At 56.8% G+C, this 17303-nt stretch carries 16 protein-coding genes; 10 read left to right on the top strand and 6 right to left on the bottom strand.

Annotated elements, in window-relative coordinates; translation table 11 throughout:
• The first annotated feature begins 28 nt into the window (after positions 1 to 28).
• From yajC to C5L39_RS02455, 7 genes are all read left to right on the top strand, one after another.
• Positions 29 to 409, top strand: coding sequence for a preprotein translocase subunit YajC (gene yajC / locus C5L39_RS02485; RefSeq protein WP_123047308.1), 381 nt, complete (start codon positions 29 to 31; stop codon positions 407 to 409).
• A 302-nt stretch (positions 410 to 711) separates the two neighbouring features.
• Positions 712 to 2607, top strand: coding sequence for a protein translocase subunit SecD (secD, locus tag C5L39_RS02480; protein WP_165857956.1), 1896 nt, complete (start codon positions 712 to 714; stop codon positions 2605 to 2607).
• Positions 2608 to 3759 (top strand): protein translocase subunit SecF, encoded by a 1152-nt coding sequence (secF, locus tag C5L39_RS02475; protein ID WP_123047306.1) that lies wholly within the window; start codon positions 2608 to 2610, stop codon positions 3757 to 3759.
• A gap of 113 nt (positions 3760 to 3872) precedes the next feature.
• A complete protein-coding gene (locus C5L39_RS02470; protein ID WP_123047787.1) occupies positions 3873 to 5474 on the top strand; it encodes an ABC transporter substrate-binding protein in 1602 nt (533 codons plus the stop codon).
• The gene (locus C5L39_RS02465) at positions 5467 to 6042 is read left to right on the top strand and encodes an adenine phosphoribosyltransferase (protein WP_123047305.1); all 576 of its coding nucleotides are present in this window, start codon (positions 5467 to 5469) and stop codon (positions 6040 to 6042) included. The genes C5L39_RS02470 and C5L39_RS02465 overlap by 8 nt, the downstream gene beginning before the upstream one ends.
• Before the next feature lie 3 nt (positions 6043 to 6045).
• Positions 6046 to 8340, top strand: coding sequence for a RelA/SpoT family protein (locus tag C5L39_RS02460; RefSeq protein ID WP_123047304.1), 2295 nt, complete (start codon positions 6046 to 6048; stop codon positions 8338 to 8340).
• 168 nt (positions 8341 to 8508) lie between these two features.
• Positions 8509 to 9072, top strand: a complete 564-nt coding sequence (locus tag C5L39_RS02455; RefSeq protein ID WP_425453843.1) for a DUF421 domain-containing protein — start codon at positions 8509 to 8511, stop codon at positions 9070 to 9072.
• A gap of 79 nt (positions 9073 to 9151) precedes the next feature.
• Here the strand turns inward: C5L39_RS02455 and C5L39_RS02450 are convergent, their stop codons facing one another.
• A complete protein-coding gene (locus C5L39_RS02450) occupies positions 9152 to 9463 on the bottom strand; it encodes a hypothetical protein (RefSeq protein WP_123047302.1) in 312 nt (103 codons plus the stop codon).
• A 208-nt stretch (positions 9464 to 9671) separates the two neighbouring features.
• On the bottom strand, positions 9672 to 10523 hold the full coding sequence (locus C5L39_RS02445) for a peptidylprolyl isomerase (protein WP_123047301.1): 852 nt from the start codon (positions 10521 to 10523) through the stop codon (positions 9672 to 9674).
• Between the two features lie 123 nt (positions 10524 to 10646).
• Between C5L39_RS02445 and tpx the strand changes: the two genes are divergently transcribed.
• The 3 genes from tpx to hisS all read left to right on the top strand — a co-directional run bounded on the left by tpx (position 10647) and on the right by hisS (position 13223).
• The gene (gene tpx, locus C5L39_RS02440; protein WP_123047300.1) at positions 10647 to 11144 is read left to right on the top strand and encodes a thiol peroxidase; all 498 of its coding nucleotides are present in this window, start codon (positions 10647 to 10649) and stop codon (positions 11142 to 11144) included.
• A gap of 132 nt (positions 11145 to 11276) precedes the next feature.
• Positions 11277 to 11915 (top strand): MBL fold metallo-hydrolase, encoded by a 639-nt coding sequence (locus C5L39_RS02435; RefSeq protein WP_123047299.1) that lies wholly within the window; start codon positions 11277 to 11279, stop codon positions 11913 to 11915.
• Between the two features lie 21 nt (positions 11916 to 11936).
• The gene (hisS, locus tag C5L39_RS02430) at positions 11937 to 13223 is read left to right on the top strand and encodes a histidine--tRNA ligase (RefSeq protein WP_123047298.1); all 1287 of its coding nucleotides are present in this window, start codon (positions 11937 to 11939) and stop codon (positions 13221 to 13223) included.
• A 55-nt stretch (positions 13224 to 13278) separates the two neighbouring features.
• On the opposite strand, the gene C5L39_RS02425 is transcribed toward hisS, so the two are convergent.
• The 4 genes from C5L39_RS02425 to C5L39_RS02415 all read right to left on the bottom strand — a co-directional run bounded on the left by C5L39_RS02425 (position 13279) and on the right by C5L39_RS02415 (position 17090).
• Entirely contained in the window at positions 13279 to 14691 is a 1413-nt protein-coding gene (locus C5L39_RS02425) for an L-serine ammonia-lyase (RefSeq protein ID WP_123047297.1), read from the bottom strand.
• Positions 14692 to 14851: 160 nt separating this feature from the next.
• Positions 14852 to 15025, bottom strand: a complete 174-nt coding sequence (locus C5L39_RS10685; RefSeq protein ID WP_165857955.1) for a hypothetical protein — start codon at positions 15023 to 15025, stop codon at positions 14852 to 14854.
• Between the two features lie 127 nt (positions 15026 to 15152).
• Positions 15153 to 16265, bottom strand: coding sequence for an LLM class flavin-dependent oxidoreductase (locus tag C5L39_RS02420; RefSeq protein WP_123047296.1), 1113 nt, complete (start codon positions 16263 to 16265; stop codon positions 15153 to 15155).
• Between the two features lie 81 nt (positions 16266 to 16346).
• Positions 16347 to 17090 (bottom strand): CBS domain-containing protein, encoded by a 744-nt coding sequence (locus tag C5L39_RS02415; RefSeq protein ID WP_123047295.1) that lies wholly within the window; start codon positions 17088 to 17090, stop codon positions 16347 to 16349.
• Positions 17091 to 17303 lie beyond the last annotated feature (213 nt).

Below are 17303 nucleotides of genomic sequence, written 5' to 3'. Positions count from 1 at the left end.
CCCGGTGGTTCTGGCACACTGGTCGACTATGGACTTCCTTCTACTTCTGCTGATTCTCGCGGTATTCATCCTGCCTTCCTTCTTTATGATGCGCACTCAGCGCAAGCGCCAGGCGGAGTTGCAGAATATGCAGAGCTCCTTGCTGATCGGTGACAAGGTGGTGACAGTCTCTGGTATTCATGGCACCGTTGTTGGCATGAGCGAGACTGAGCTCGATATCGAGATCGCCGCTGGCGTAGTCGTGCTGATGGATCGAATCGCTGTCCTGCGTGAGGCTGAGCCGGCAGAGGTGGCGGCTCCGCCGATGACTGAGGTGGATGAGATCTCCAGCCAAGAACACCCCGAGAACTTCCCCGACGCAGGTGTTCAGGAAACTGAAAACCCCAATCGCCCGGAAGATAATCGCTAGAGACCTACAGCCCTAGATAGTCTTAAGCCATCGAACCACTGCACGTGGCCGGTGGCTTTTATCTTTCTCAATAACCTGCCGGGTGGTCGATACTTTGGGCATACCATGACGTAGCATGGGCAGACGTACGCCCCACGCCGGTCTATTGGCGCGGGCATTGAACGTCCGACCGCAGGCCGGATGCTTGTGCTGAATCGGTCTTGATCCTCGATAAGCAGTCTTAGGCATCCGGTAGTTGCCATCGCGACCGGCACAGAATCGGCCGGAGCGTTGGCAGCCTTTTTCACAGAGGAGCTACCTCATTGTCCGCAACTAACCAACGCGCCGGCAGCAGCCAGAGGGCGTGGCCAGCCCGCGCCCTGGCACTGTTTGTGCTCATCCTGGTCAGCGTTTACGCGCTCGTCTTTTTCACCGGCGATCGTCAAGCCACGCCAAATCTTGGCATTGACTTGCAGGGCGGCACCCGAGTAACGCTGGTCCCACAAGGGGAGGACCCCACCCAGGAGCAGCTCGCCCAGGCGCGAGTGATTCTGGAAAACCGCGTCAATGGCATGGGCGTTTCCGGCGCCAGCGTGGTCACCGATGGCAATACGCTGGTCATTACCGTGCCCGGTGAAGATTCTTCGGAAGCACGCACGGTGGGACAGACCTCTCAGCTGCTGTTTCGCCCGGTAGCTACCCCGGCCACTCCAGATATGGATTCCTTCCCCGAGGTTCTCGGCGATATGGCAACTAGCTGGGTTGAGCTCGGTGTGATTACTGAGGAGCAGGCGGAGACTTCCATTACCACTGTCTTCGATGCGATCAACCAATCCCAAGAGGAGGGCGTCGATGACCTCGAGGCCCCGGAACTAGATGCCACTGCGCTGCCGGAGCCCGAAAACTCCATTGCTGCCACCGAGCGTCGACAAGAGACCACCAGCCAGCTTCGCGAAGATCGACAGGCAACTGATCCGACCGTGCAAGCCGCGGCCAGCACTTTGCTTCAGTGCACCGGTGATACAGACCCGCTGGCCGGCTCAGATGACCCCGCACTGCCGCTAGTGACCTGTGACGTATCTACTGGTCAGGTATATCTGCTCGATCCGGCGCCGCTGCTGACTGGTGTCGAGGATCCGGAGGGCGCCCGCCTGACAGGTAATGAGATTGACACTGATCGTCCGATTACCGGCGGATACAATTCCGATACCGGCCAGATGGAAATCAGCTTCGCTTTCAAGACCGATGGCGATATCAATGGTTCCCAGACGTGGGCAGATCTGACCGCCGCTTACCTACAGAGCCAGATTGCTATCACGCTGGATTCCCAGGTCATCTCGGCTCCAGTTATCCAATCCGCCACTCCTTTCGGATCCGCCACTTCTATTACCGGTGACTTCACCCAGGAAGAGGCCCAGGATCTGGCTAATAACCTTAAATACGGCGCACTGCCGTTGTCCTTTGCCGGTGAAGACGGCGAGCCAGGTGGCACCGCCCAGTCGGTTCCTGCCTCACTCGGCGCAGCTTCGCTGCAGGCTGGCCTGATTGCCGGTCTAGTCGGACTGGTGCTGGTAGCGATCTATGTCTTCGCCTACTACCGCATCTTCGGCTTCATTTCGTTGATCACCCTGGCATCCGCAGGTTTGCTGGTCTACGGTTCCCTGATTCTGCTTGGCCGTTGGATCGGTTATTCACTGGATCTTGCAGGCGTAGCCGGCTTGATCATCGGTATTGGTACCACCGCCGACTCCTTCGTCGTGCTCTATGAGCGAGTTAAAGACGAGGTCCGAGATGGTAGAACCTTCCGTTCAGCGACCCAACGAGGTTGGGACCGAGCCAAGCGCACCATCGTCACCGGCAACATGGTCACCCTCATTGGCGCGGTAGTCATTTACTTCCTCGCCATCGGTGAAGTGAAGGGCTTTGCCTTCACACTCGGATTGACCACAGTGTTCGACCTCGTGGTGACCTTCTTGGTTACCGCGCCGCTGATGCTGCTGGCCTCCCGCCGAGCCTTCTTTGCCAAGCCTTCCGTCAACGGTATGGGCAAGGTATTTGCCCTCGCTGAGCAACAGCGCCAAGAAGCACAGGCTGCAGCGCAGGCTGAGGCTGAGGCTGAGGCTGCAGCTGCGGCGCAGGCCGAAGCCACAGCGCAGGCTGAGTCTTCTGCCGAAAGCGACAACACCGAACCTGTTTCCGAAACCACCGAGGAGAAGTAGATGAGCACCCCCACCAAATCCCGTGGCGTGTTCAGCCGCCTCTACACCGGCGAGGGCGGCGTTGATTTCATCGGCCGTTCCAAGCTTTGGTACCGGATTGCCGCAGGTCTACTGGTGATCAGTATCGCCGCCATCGGTATCCGAGGATTCGATCTCAGCATCGACTTCGAGGGCGGCACCAAGATGAATATGCCTGCCGCTGAGCTCGTGGAAGAAGAAGTCGAGCAGACCTTTATTGACGCCACTGGCGTGACACCTGAGCTCACTCAGATCGTCGGTTCCGGTAATTCTCAGACTTTGGAGATTAACTCCGAACGATTGACCACTGAGCAGACCGATGCTGCCAGGTTGGCTATTTACGAGGAATTCGAGCCGCTCGATGCTTCGGGAGAGCCTTCACCCGATGCTATCGGTGACTCCACGGTCTCTGAATCTTGGGGATCGTCGATCACCCAGCGAATGATTATCGCAATGGGCGTGTTCCTAGCCCTGGTGTTCCTCTATATCTCAGTGCGCTTAGAAAAAGAGATGGCCGCAGCCGCCATCATCGCACTAGCCGTCGATGGCATCGTCATTTCCGGAATCTATGCCTTGCTAGGACTTGAGGTATCTCCGGCCACCGTTATCGGACTGCTTACCGTCTTGTCCTTCTCGCTCTATGACACGGTCATCGTCTTCGACAAAGTCAGGGAAAACACCGCTGGCTTCCGTGATTCCAAACGCAGTACTTATGGTGAGGAAGCCAACTTGGCAGTCAACCAGACTGTCATGCGATCGATTTCGACCTCGGTCATCTCGGCACTGCCGATCATCGCATTGATGGTAGTGGCGGTAGTACTGATGGGTGTGGGTACTCTCAAGGACCTGGCATTAATCCAGCTCATTGGTGTTATTGAGGGCGTATTCTCTTCCATCTTCTTGGCTACTCCGATCTTGGTTAGCCTGATGAATCGCCGCAAGGACGTCAAAGAACACAACGAACTGGTGGCAGACTATCGCGAGGGACGTGTACCTGAGCAAGCAGAAGAGGCTGAAGGGTCTGGGGCGGCCAAACGAACCGTGGAATCCGTCACTGATTCGGGTCAACACCCGGAGGAACAGACCATTTCGCCTCAGGGCCCGGGAACAAGCTGGCGTCCTGAGCGACGCTGACTTTCAACGGCCGGGTGCAGCGTATAGTTAAATCTCTCAATAGTTGGCACATCCGGGTGAAAAGAAAGTGGGCTGCGGTGGGCGCAGGAGAAAAATTGGTTCCCTCGCGAGTGATGATGGCTCTGGCAGCAGTCGGAAGTCTGCTGGCCATAGCAGCTTGCGGTGCAGGTTCCTCCGAAGACTCATCGGAGGGCAACGCCCAGTCGACAGATCATTTCGCTTACCTGGTTGATGCCCCTTTGGTGACCACTAACACCGGTAGTAACACCGGATCGTCTACCAACGCTGAAGTTCTCGCCGGTCGGCTTTATCCAGGAGTGTTTGTTCCCGGACCCTCGGGTCAACTGATTCCTAATACCGATCTAGTTCGTACTCAAGTACTGCCCGGGACAAATCGGCAGGTTATTTATACCCTTTCTGAGGATGCTCGATACTCTGATGACGTTCCGGTCACCTGCACTGATTTTCTCTTGAACGTCGTAGCAGGCCAGAACGAAGATCTATTTGGCTCGCATATTCCGTTGACCGATCAGATTCTGCAGGTTTCCTGCGAACCCGATCAGAAGCGCTTCACGGTGACTTTTGATGAGGACGGCGGCGATCGTTGGCAGTACCTATTCGGTCCAGGAATGGTCCTTCCTGCTCATAGCATCGCGCAGAAAGCTGGAATGACTACTGCTGAACTCAATCAGGTGTTGCACAACGATGATCCGGCAGCTTTGGAAGAGATAGCGGAGATCTGGCGTACCGGCTTCGATCTGGAGAGTTTCGATCCCCAGCTACAGGTCAGTTCTGGCCCGTTTGCCATAGATTCGGTAGGGGATGCTGGTGAGGTGCATCTGGTTCCCAACGAGTATTACTTTGGAGACGCGCCAGGATTGAAAAACCTCGTCCTGTGGCCACAAGGCAGCGATCCGGAACCGCTCTTGGACGCCGGCGTACTGCACATCGCGGATGTGCAAGGAACCCAGCCTGCCTGGCTCGACCGTGATGATCCCACCAATGATCTTGTCACGGAGACCCGGGTAGGAGATCTGACAGATTCGCTCATCTTGGGCGATGCTGGCGTATTTGCTACTGCTCAGGCACGCCAAGCATTTGCTGCTTGCATCGATCAGACTGCGGTGGCGGAAGCCTCCTCGACGGCTTCTGGAGTCGAGGCTCCAGCGGTAGCCCTGAATACGCTCGCGCATAATGATCCACTTTCCACCCAGCTCAAGGATCTGACTGATCCGCATCTGGGAGTTGACCTCGAGCTGGCACAGTCTTTGACTGGTTCTACCGTTCGAATTGGATATGTTGGGACAGATCCCCGGAAGGCGGCAATGGTTGCTGAGATCACCGAGTCTTGTGCGAGCGCGGGAATCACGGTGGTTGATGCTTCTGCAGAAGCTGGCACTCGCGCTGATCTGACTCGAGTGACCTCCGGATTGTGGGGTGAGACTTCGGTTTATGAAGGTCAGCTCGATGCCGTGCTCCAAGCAATTGACCCGATGACTGAAGTCGGACAGCTCACCGCCAGTGCCGTCAAACTTGAGCAGCTGCGTGCGGTGGAGCTCCAGATGTGGGAGCAATCGCAGACCATTCCTTTGGCTGCGCAACCCCGCCGATTCGTTATTGACCGGACTGTGGGTAACGTAGTCGTGTACACGGGACTGGCCGGCATCGGCTGGAACATGGATCGCTGGCAGGTGAATAAGGATGACGATGCTTGAGAAAAACCAGAAGCGAAGCAGTTCCTACAGTAGCGCCCGAGAGGCGTTGGCAGACCGGATCCGGTTGGTACCGGATTTTCCACATGAGGGAGTCCTCTTTGAGGACTTGACCCCCATGCTTGCCGACGCCGACGCTTTCAGCATTGTAGTCTCCGAGCTTTCGGATGCCTGCCGTGACATGGGAGCTGAACTCATCGGTGGTCTGGACGCCAGAGGCTTCCTTTTCGGATCTGCTGTCGCTTTTGACCTTGGTTTGGGAATCTTGGCTATTCGCAAGCGTGGAAAGCTACCTCCGCCGGTGCACACCCAGGAGTATCAACTGGAGTACGGCACTGCGGCATTAGAGATCCCGGCTGATGGCCAAGACCTCAAGGGAATGAAGGTTGTCCTCGTTGATGACGTGCTGGCTACCGGAGGCACGCTAGTGGCCGCTCGAAAGCTCGTGGAATCCTGCGGGGGTCAGGTAGTAGGTAACGTAGTGGTACTAGAAGTACCGGAGCTTGGTGGCCGAGAAAGGCTTGCCGGTTCTCCACTGGTTGTGATCAACAAAGCCGAAGATCGGAACTAGGACATGACTCAGGATCGCCCGCGTACCCGATCGACAGTAGGCGTGCGCAGCATGTCGGCTAGATTAGCCCGAAGTCTTACCGGCACATGGGCGAAGACGAACCCAGTGCTAGATCCACTGATGTCGATCCACCGGCAGTTTCATCCCAAGGCTGATGCTGAGGTTCTCTCCCATGCCTACGACACTGCCGAGCGTCTCCACGAGGGAGTGTTTCGCAAGTCCGGTGACCCTTACATCACGCATCCGCTCGCGGTGGCTACCATCGCGGCAGAGATCGGTATGGACACCACCACATTGGTGGCAGCGTTGCTCCATGACACCGTCGAAGATACTGATTACAGCCTGGAACAGCTCACCGAAGAATTTGGTGCAGAAGTCGCTCGCCTCGTTGATGGGGTGACCAAGCTCGATAAAGTGGCACTTGGTGCGGCAGCAGAAGCTGAGACGATCCGCAAAATGATTGTCGCCATGTCGGAAGACCCCCGAGTGTTGGTGATTAAAGTCGCTGACCGGCTCCACAACATGCGGACTATGCGCTTCCTCCCACCGGAAAAGCAGGCGAAGAAAGCCCGCCAGACTCTGGAAGTTATTGCGCCGCTGGCACACCGTTTAGGCATGGCTAACGTCAAGTGGGAATTGGAAGACTTATCTTTTGCAATCCTCTATCCGAAAAAATATGACGAGATCGTCCGGCTTGTCGCCGATCGCGCACCTTCCCGTGACCGGGCTTTAAAAGAAATCATCGATCAAGTCACTGCGGCTTTAGCCGAGAACAATATTGAAGCTGAAGTCGGAGGTCGACCAAAGCACTATTGGTCGATCTATCAAAAGATGATTGTCCGAGGCCGCGATTTCGATGAGATTTTTGACCTAGTCGGAATCCGCATCCTCGTGGACAACGTCAACAATTGTTACGCTGCCATCGGCGTAGTTCACTCGATTTACTCCGCATTGCCTGGTCGCTTCAAGGACTACATCTCGTCCCCACGCTTTGGCGTGTATAAATCACTGCACACTACAGTCATGGCCAACTCCGGCCGGCCACTTGAGGTGCAGGTAAGAACCCATGAGATGCACTACAACGCCGAGTTCGGTGTGGCTGCTCACTGGCGATACAAAGAGACTAAAGGCTCGCATAAGGGTGACCGTGATGAGGTAGACCAGATGGCGTGGATGCGCCAGCTGCTCGATTGGCAGAAAGAGGCCGCCGATCCCAACGAGTTCCTGGACTCGCTGCGCTTTGACTTAACGTCCCGCCAGATTTTTGCGTTCACTCCTAAGGGCGATGTCGTCAATCTTCCAGCAGATTCCACTCCGGTCGATTTTGCCTATGCCGTCCATACTGAGGTCGGCCATCGGTGTATCGGAGCCAAGGTCAACGGCAAGCTTGTCGCATTAGAATCGACGCTCAAATCGGGTGACCGAGTTGAGGTATTTACTTCTAAAGATCAAAACGCTGGACCGTCCCGCGATTGGCAGGATTTCGTCGTCTCGCCGCGGGCAAAATCCAAGATCCGCCAGTGGTTTGCCAAAGAACGCCGCGAAGAGCATCTTGATGCCGGACGCGATGCCTTGGCAGCAGAAGTACAGCGTGGCGGATTACCGATGCACCGACTGTTTACTGCTCAGTCGATGAAGACCGTAGTCACCCAGCTGCACTATTCGGATGTTGATGCGCTTTATACTGCCATTGGTTCTGGTGGCATTTCCGCACAGCACGTAGCTAATCAACTCATGGCCATTTTTGGTGACCGCGATGACGCTGTGGATGCACTGGCAGCGCGTGGACCGATTTCAGAGTTGGTGAGTTCGAAGGCTCAGGCGCAAACAGCGGATTCGGCCTCGGGCACTGGCATTTTGGTCGAAGGCAGCCCAGATGTCATGGCCAAGATGGCTAAATGCTGCCAGCCGGTTCCTGGCGATGAGATTTTCGGCTTTGTCACCCGTGGTGGAGGAGTCTCCATCCACCGTGCCGATTGCACCAATGCAGAAAAGCTCAAGACTGAGCCTGAACGGATGGTCAATGTTGCGTGGGCTACTCAAGGACTTCAAGGAGGAGCTTTCTCTGCGACGCTCCAATTGGAAGCTCTAGATCGGCCAGGGCTATTGTTCGAGATCACCAGAGTGTTTAGTGAGCAGAAACTGTCAGTGATGTCGATGTCTTCTCATGCCTCCGATGACAATATCGCCACCATCCGCTTGAGCTTTACTGTCTCTGATACCAAGCAGCTTGGTCAGATGTTGAGCACCTTGCGCAACACCGAAGGCGTCTTCGACGTCTATCGGGTCACTACCTAATCTTCTTCCCTTAGCGCGGGTAGGGGAAAGCAGACTTGATCTACTAGGCGGCAAGCTCCACGGACACTGCCTGGCTCGAGTGGATCCAAGTTAGCTGAACTGCTGGTGCCGATTGGCGGACTCGTATTGGTTAATGACTGTTCGGTGCTGGAGAGTAGATTAATCATGATGGACATGATTATTGATGATCTAGGAATTGAACTCTGGCGAATCCCAGTAGTCGTGATCTCCGCAATCGGGATCTATCTGGGCTTCATGCTCTTGGTCAAGATTTTCGGATCTCGAGTGCTCAGTTCGATGACTGCTTCGGATGCCGTGGTAGTGATTATGTTTGGCGCCGTCGGTGGGCGAGTCATCCTCGGTCATCCACCCACGCTAGCTACTGGTTTGATCGGCTTGCTTAGCCTCATGCTGCTGGAGGCCTCCTTTGGAAGCTTCCGCCGATTCACTGGCTGGGGGCGGCAGTTGGATCGGCAACCGGTTCTGGTGGTGGCTCATGGTCACATGCTCCGTGATCAGATGCGGCATAGCCATGTGAGCCGAACCGATGTTTTTAGCGCAATGCGCCGTGCCGGGATTGGTTCCTTGGAACAGATTCAGGCGATGGTGCTAGAGCCTACTGGCACGATGTCAGTAATTCGAGAAGGTCAGTTGCTTCAAGTGGAGGCATTCCGAGGGCTTCGTGGGTGTGAAGAACTTGGGCTTGAACAGTCTGATGCGTCTGAGAGCTAAGCACGCAAAAGGCCACCTCTTCAATCGGAGGTGGCCTTTTTAGTGTCAAAAAGACGCGCGTGCTGCGCGATCTGTTTTTCTACGCAGCGTCAGTGATGAACTTCTGGTAGAAAACGAACACGGTGGTGGCAGCACCGATGACGGCAGTGAAGACGCCGATCCAGTCGCTGATGACATCCGGATCCATGTCGCTGATGGAGCTTCCGCTTTCGGTCTCGGTCTCGGTCTCGTCAGCATCTTCGGCGGAAGAGCCGGAGGAAAGCTCGGAAGACATGGAGATAACCGAGTCGGAGCTGGAGTCTTCAGCGAAGGCGGGAGCCGTGGCGCCAGCGGTGGTCAGTGCAACGGTGGTAACAACAGCCGCGAGAGCCTTACGGGAGAAGAGCTTCATGGATTTATCCTTAACAATGAGGAAGTAGCACGATTACAGGTCACAGACTAACCGTTGTCTGAGATTCTGGCAACTGATTCATAAAAGTTTCATACTAGTTTTTTTATATGTGACGCAAGTCGATCAAAGTGAAAACCCGACTATCGGGCAGTGCCGAATTAGTCGGGTTGAAGGTGTGCTCGAGGGGGTAGATTTACCCCCCTCGGAGCTAGCTTAGAGTGGCGGTTTCGATGCGAACCTCTTCAGCGGGTGCACCATCAGCAGCACCATCTTCGACGCCGGTGGCGGCGATGGCGTCGAGAATAGCCAAACCGTCCTCGTCGATCTGGCCGAAGTAAGTGTAATCAGGGGCCAGGGGAGAGTCCTGGAAGTTGAGGAAGAACTGCGAGCCATTAGTGTCTTGACCAGCATTGGCCATCGCGATCGAGCCGCGCGGGTAGATCACTGAAGAAGTGGCATCGCCATCTAGTTCATCGGTGGGGTACTCATTGGCGAATTGGAATCCGGGTCCACCTGCGCCAGTTCCACTCGGATCGCCGCACTGCAGGACATAGATGCCGGAGGTGGTCAGGCGGTGGCAGACGGTGTCGTCATAAAAGCCCTCATCGACCATGTGCTCTACGGCATTAACCGTGCAGGGGGCGGTCGAGCGATCAAGTTCCATGCCGATATCGCCCTGATTGGTGCTGAGGGTGACATCAAGGGTGCCCACAGTGGAGACGTCTTCACTCGGCGGGAGATCTATCTCGCGGGAAGCTTCGCCACTTTCCGTGTATTCACAGGTAACGGTATCGGCGAGCGCGGTTGCTCGGGCCATTGCTAGCGGTTCCATCGAAGTAGCTTCGGCAGTGGTGGTCTCAGTGGTCTCGTCGGAGGCGGTGATGTCCTCGTCGGAAGAACCAGTAGCCAGAACCCAAATGCCGCCGACGACGGCCACAATGGTCACTGCTGCTGCCAGGCCGATCTTGATGGGCCGAGCTTTCTCTTTGCGGTCGCGGGCTTTTAGCTCCCGATCGAGCTTGGCGAGAGATTCTTCGCCGCGTTGTTGATTACTAGTCACCTTAAGAAACCTTCTTGGTTGAAGTACGTGAGACAGCGCCTGGGTGTGAAGACACTTTGGCAGATCATTTGGCAGTCAGTCTAGCGCCCTGCAGCGGGAGGAGAAGATCTCTACTGTGAAGGCATGGCTAATGTGACTTTCAAGCAGAACCAAACGACCACCGTCGGCGACCTTCCTCAGGTAGGCGAGAGCCTTCCGAGCTTCTCCCTTGTGGGCACCGACCTCAGCGAGATCACCCTGGCAGATTTCGCCGGCAAGCGTGTTGTCCTCAATATCTTCCCTTCCCTTGACACCGGCGTGTGCGCGCAGTCGGTCCGAGAGTTCAACTCCCGCTCAGCTTCACTCGATAACACCGTTGTCCTTTGCGTCTCCCACGACCTGCCTTTCGCCCATGGCCGCTTCTGCGCCGCCGAGGGAATCGAGAACGTGGTCAGCGGTTCAGCTTTCCGCTCCAGCTTTGGTGAAGATTTCGGTCTGACCCTTGAGGGTTCTCCGCTCCAAGGCCTACTCGCTCGCAGCGTGATCATCGCTGATGAAAATGGCCAGGTCACCTACACCGAACTCGTCGATGAGATCACCGATTCGCCGGACGTTGATGCTGCCGTCGCCGCTTTGAGCTAGCTTTCTTTCGCTATTTTCCACCCCTGCTTCCGGGAGTAATTGCCCAGCGGGGGTGGATTCTTGGTTCAAGCGCCTAGATAGGACGAGTAGATCGTGGGCCTTTGGCCATGATCGGCGCTAGACTGCGCTGCTATGAACCTTCTCGGATTTGCTGCAGGGCCCTATCAAACTAACTGCTATCTCTTGATTAATGAGGGGTCTGCGGTCGTTATCGACCCAGGTATGCATGCTGATGAGAAGATCAGTGAGCTGTTGGCTGAACAAGAGGCAACCGTAGAAGCGATCGTGCTTACCCACGGCCACATTGATCACACCCGGGATGCCGGAACGCTCGCCCGTAGGCTCGGCGTGCCCGTCTATATCCACCCAGATGATGCCTTTATGTTGGTTGCCGGTGAGGGCGTATCACCGCAATCTCAAGTGCTTTTCGACGCCGCGTCCATGACTCAGGTCGATGACCTGCGCGAGCTTGCAGACGGGCAGAGTCTGCAGCTGGCGGGCGTCGATACGCTCATTCGACATGCGCCAGGACATTCCCCGGGCTGTGTCCTTATTATTGCCGAGGAGTTTGCCTTTACCGGGGATGTGCTGTTTCAGGGATCAATTGGCCGGACCGACCTGCCCCATTCTGACCTCGCTGCGATGAACGCAAGCCTGCGTGGACCAGTGTGGGAGATGGCGGATACCTTGCAGCTTCTTCCCGGACATGGTCCGGTGACCTCGATGCGGGCAGAGCGCAACAGCAACCCCTTTCTCCGTGACCTGGGATAGCGGAAGGTAGTCTTGGAACCCGTGAGTGAGAAGAAGGAAGCCAAGTTCAAGGCACTGTCCGCACCCAAGGGTGTCCCGGATTATGTCCCGCCGGGCTCCCCGGTATTTTTAAAGGTCCGAGAGACCTTTATCCATCAGGCGCATCTGGCGGGTTTTCAGCACATCGAGCTGCCCATCTTTGAAGATACGACCCTGTTTGCACGCGGTGTGGGCGAGTCCACCGACGTAGTGAGCAAGGAAATGTATACCTTCGCTGACCGTGGCGGACGCTCGGTCACCCTGCGCCCTGAGGGTACTGCGGGAGTTATGCGTTCGGTCATCGAACACAGCCTGGACCGCGGTCAACTGCCGGTCAAACTCAATTACGCTGGTCCTTTCTTTCGCTATGAGCGCCCCCAAGCTGGCCGCTACCGCCAGCTCCAGCAAGTAGGCGTCGAGGCCATTGGCGTCGATGACCCGGCACTCGATGCCGAGATTATCGCCTTGGCTGATCGCAGCTTCCGGGCGATTGGCCTGAGCGGATTCCGGCTCGAACTAACCAGCCTGGGCGATCACACCTGCCGACCGGAGTACCGTGCCAAGCTCCAAGAGTTTCTGTTCGCCCTCCCGCTCGATGAGGAGACCCGTCGCCGCGCGGAGCTCAATCCGCTGCGCGTGCTAGATGATAAGCGTCAGGCAGTCCAAGAAATGACCGCCGATGCGCCGCTGATGCTCGACTACCTCTCGGATGAAGCACGCAATCACTTTGAGACGGTCACTGGTCTGCTCGATGACATGTCAGTTCCCTATGTGGTCAACCCGCGCATGGTCCGTGGGCTGGATTACTACACCAAGACCTGCTTCGAATTCGTCCATGATGGACTCGGTGCCCAGTCCGGCATCGGTGGCGGTGGCCGCTATGACGGTCTGATGTCACAGCTTGGCGGCCAGGATCTCTCCGGTATTGGCTATGGCCTCGGCGTCGATCGTGCTGTGCTGGCACTGGCCGCAGAGGGCGTCGAGTTGCCGGATGTTGCCCGCCGAGTCGAGGTATTCGGCGTGGCCCTGGGCACGGAAGCGAAAAAGGCCATGGCCACGCTGATCAATGACCTTCGGGTTGCCGGTATCTCTGCCGATATGTCCTATGGCGACCGCGGGCTCAAGGGTGCTATGAAGGGGGCCGATCGAGCAGGTGCCCGGTTCGCCCTCGTGCTCGGCGAGCAAGAATTGGCAGAAGGTCAAGTCCAGATCAAGGATTTGGCTGCCCATGAGCAAACCGGAGTAGCGCTCGAGGCCGTCGTCTCCGAGCTTGGCCAGCGCCTGAGTTGAGCCGACGCTTGAGCTAAATCAGCAAGCACCCACCGTCCTGGCTGAGCTGATTGGCTCAGCAGGCGGTGATATTGACCGGCAAACCGAGCGTGACTGCCAGCCCACCCATCGAAGTCTCTTTGTACTTGGTGAGCATGTCCCGGCCGGTCTCCGCCATGGTCTGGGTGACCTCATCCAAGGTGACCCGGTTAGTGCCAGAACCCATGCATGCCAGCCGTGCAGCGTTGATCGCTTTGACTGCGCCAATGGCATTGCGTTCGATGCAGGGAATCTGTACTAATCCGCCAACTGGATCGCAGGTCAACCCGAGGTTGTGCTCCAATGCAATTTCCGCTGCATTTTCCACCTGTCGGGGATTGCCACCAATGATCTCGCAAAAGCCAGCGGCTGCCATGGCGGCCGCTGAGCCTACCTCGCCCTGACAACCGACCTCTGCGCCGGAGATAGAGGCATTTTCTTTGATAATCACTCCGACCGCACCGGCGGTGAGGAGGAATTTTCGAGCCCGTTGGGCAGTGAACTCACCGTGAAAATCACGGGCATAGTGCATGACTGCGGGGATGATGCCGGCTGCACCGTTGGTCGGAGCGGTGACGACCCGCCCGCCAGCGGCATTTTCTTCATTGACCGCCAAAGCATAGAGGTTGACCCATTCCAAGGCATCGAGTCCGGTGCCACGGCCTTCTTCACGGGTATGGGTCAGCTGGGAGTACAGATTCGGGGCACGCCTGGTGACGCTCAACCCGCCGGGGAGTATGCCCGGGGTGGCAATTCCCGCGGTGACGCAGTGGCGCATGGTGGTCCATACCTGGTCCAAATGGGCATAGACCATTTCCAGCCCGCCATCTTGGGCATGCATGACCGCCTCGTTGGCGGCCATGATCGCGGAAAAGGGCAGTTGTTCACGCGAGCAATGAGCTAAGAGCTCGCGGCCGGTGGTGAAGGGATAGACCAGCTCTACTTCGGCTCCCGCGGTAGCTGCACCTGAAGGAAGTGCACCGTGGGCGGCTCGCTGTGCCTCCAGCTCGCTGCGGGTAGCAATGAAACCGCCACCGACGGAGAAATAGTCTACTTCTGTGGCCAAGGCGTGGCCTTGGTCATCAAAGGCACTGAAGCTGAGGCAATTGGGGTGCTCAGGCATCGGGTTGTGGTTGAAGAAGAGCTCATAGCTTAGAGAGCCGCTCGGACCTTCGATGCCACCTACTGGATCAATAGCATCGCCCAAGGCTGGTGCGAGGTCAGGTGGGACGGAGGTGGGATCCCAGCCGACTAATCCGAGCAAGACCGCTCGATCAGTGCCGTGGCCCCGGCCTGTTGAGGCCAGTGAGCCGTGCAGGGCGATATGAACGTGTGCAGGAAAGCGTGCCAATCCTGCGATGAAGGCACTGGCGGCATGCATCGGGCCGACGGTGTGGGAGGAAGATGGCCCGATGCCGATGCTGAACAGGTCGACGGCGCTGATGCTCATGCACCATGACTTTAACTGACATCGAGCACTTAGCCACCGATTCTGGGGGAAAATGTGGCCTAGCCAGCAGATTTACTACCGTAGTGAGGCTCGTTTCCTAGATTGCTGAAACTAAGAATCAACCCCTCGCGTTCAGCTGAAAATACACTTTTAGGGGTAGCTAGTTCGAGGTAGATTCACCCACTGCCAGTGGATCGCTAGCGAGGATTCGATTCTCCGCAAGGGTGAGCCCGGTGGTCTCGGCGCTGAAGTCTTTCGGTGCTGCGGGGCCACGGGACGTCGACCAGCATTGTCCCTGCCAGGTTGCAGGCTTCAGCGAGAATGAGGCCTCCATCTATGCCGACTCATCGAGTCTGCGAGCGTTCACTTATGTGCAGGGAGCATCCACCACTAGTGAGCACGCGACTTAGGGGGTAAACAGCCCTACGGGCAGGAGCCTCAAACTATGCATGGACCTAGCACTAGTTTTCCTGAACCGGGTGTACCTGAAAGTGTGGGGAAGCAGGGTTTTCTCGAAGGCTGGCATGGGTCGGTGGATTATCGGGGACACCGGCTGGTCGGCTGGCGTTCATCCGGCGACGCAGCTCTGGAACGACCTGGGTGCCCAAAATCTCGATCTGATCGAGCACGACCTCGAGTGGAAGCCCAGCATGGTCAATGAGGAATAGCTGGCGTTGATAGTGACCTGCCCAGTCGAGAAAGCTCATGGTTTTCTCGATGACTTGCTCGACGGTGCCCACCGTGAGCGGAGTCTGCGCGGTGAACTCTTCGAGAGAAGGCCCGTGCCCGTAGACCGGCGCATGATCGAAGTAGGGACGGAAGGTCTTTTTGGCTGCCTGTTCGGTCTCGCCAATAAAGACTTGTCCGCCGAGGCCAACGATGGCTTGAGCTGCCCGGCCGTGGCCGTAGTGTTCGAACCGAGCACGGTAGGTGTTGACCATCTTCGCTGTGTGCTCTTTGTTCCAAAAGATATTGTTGTGGAAGAAGCCATCTCCGTAGAAGGCTGCCTGCTCAGCGATCTCTGGGGAGCGAATGGAGCCGTGCCAGACAAAGGGCGCTACGCCATCTAGGGGAGCAGGTGTTGAGGTGTATCCCTGCAACGGTGTGCGGTAGTTGCCCTGCCAATTAACTACTGGTTCCCGCCACAATCTGCGCAGCAGGTGGTAGTTCTCGATGGCTAGCGGGATGCTCTCGCGGGAGTCTTTGCCAAACCATGAATAGACCGGCCCGGTATTGCCCCGGCCCATCATCAGGTCCACCCTCCCGCCAGCAAGGTGCTGAAGGAATGCGTAGTCTTCGGCGATCTTGAGGGGATCATTGGTGGTGATCAATGTAGTCGCAGTAGAGAGCTGCAACGTGGTGGTTTGTGCAGCAATATAGGCCAGATGCGTGGTGGGTGAAGAAGGAACAAAAGGGGGATTATGGTGCTCGCCGGTGGCGAAGACATCTAAGCCGACTGCTTCAGCTTTGAGTGCAATTGCCGTCATTGCGTGGATGCGTTCGGCCTCGGTCGGGGTAGTGCCGGTGATCGGGTTGGCGGTGAGGTCACCGATGCTAAAGATTCCGAATTGCATAGTGGTAGGGCGCTCCTAGTTCGGTGGGGGCAAGCTCTAAATGACACTATAGGTGACGTGTCAACATATTTGCCTAGAGTCCTACTCTGACAGTGCCTCCATCAAGCTGGCCACATCTGAACTACCGATGATGCGAATAGGGCGTTGGTCAAGGCGTCCATGCTCCGTGATCACCCCTGCCCGTGGCACCGAACCATCCCTAGCTGGAGTGATCATCTTGTCCAAGGCTTCCTGAGCGCTCACCGAACGGGGGAGAAACAACGCCCGATCTCTGCTCTCGGCATAACTGAGGACTTCCGCGACAGAGGAGGCATCAAGATGATCATTGTCGTCTAGATCAGCCGCTACCCACCGGGCAATCGTGTTAGTGGTCAATAGCCCCACGCACCGGCCTTGGTCATAGATCGGAAACTGCGAAATCGTCGACGAGCGCATCGCCATCAGCACTGTTTTGATGCTATCGCCGGGTCTAAATATCTTTACCTGGTGCTGGCCTAGGACCGCCATTGCTAGGGGAGGGTGATAGAGGAGATCTCGGATCCGCTCAATCTCCGCGACCGCCTCGGGCAGCGGTTCAGCGATCGGGCGCATATTGGAGCTATAGCGTCCGTGGCTGATTGCATTGCGCAGTTCCGCGAACTCTTTGAGGCTGACGGCCTGGGACTCAGTCAAGAGATGTCTGCGTCCGGCTTGGTCAACCATCCAGCGGAAGCTATCGGTGCGACGCGCTTCGAGGGACTCGCGGAGGTAGCTTTCGATGTCATTGAAGGCCGCGAGAAAGGCGATGGCCCGATTGTCGGTTGGTCCGGAATCTACGTCGCTCACGCGCTCAGGCTATCGCCCTCTAGTTGGTAGCGCTGGGCGAGAATCAAGCAGCACGGACAGGCTGGCAGTAGATAAGCGATCGTCGATAAGCGAGCTGCCCGGACAGAAGTAGCAGGACACGGCGAGCGCAACAACACAGCAAGGCCACAGCCCAGGCTTATGGGGGAATCAGCGTAGGCAATTGGGCAAGGGGTAGACTCCAGCGGAAGATAG

The organism is Corynebacterium alimapuense, from assembly GCF_003716585.1.
GTDB lineage: Bacteria > Actinomycetota > Actinomycetes > Mycobacteriales > Mycobacteriaceae > Corynebacterium > Corynebacterium alimapuense.
This window is presented reverse-complemented; position numbering and strand designations above follow the sequence as displayed.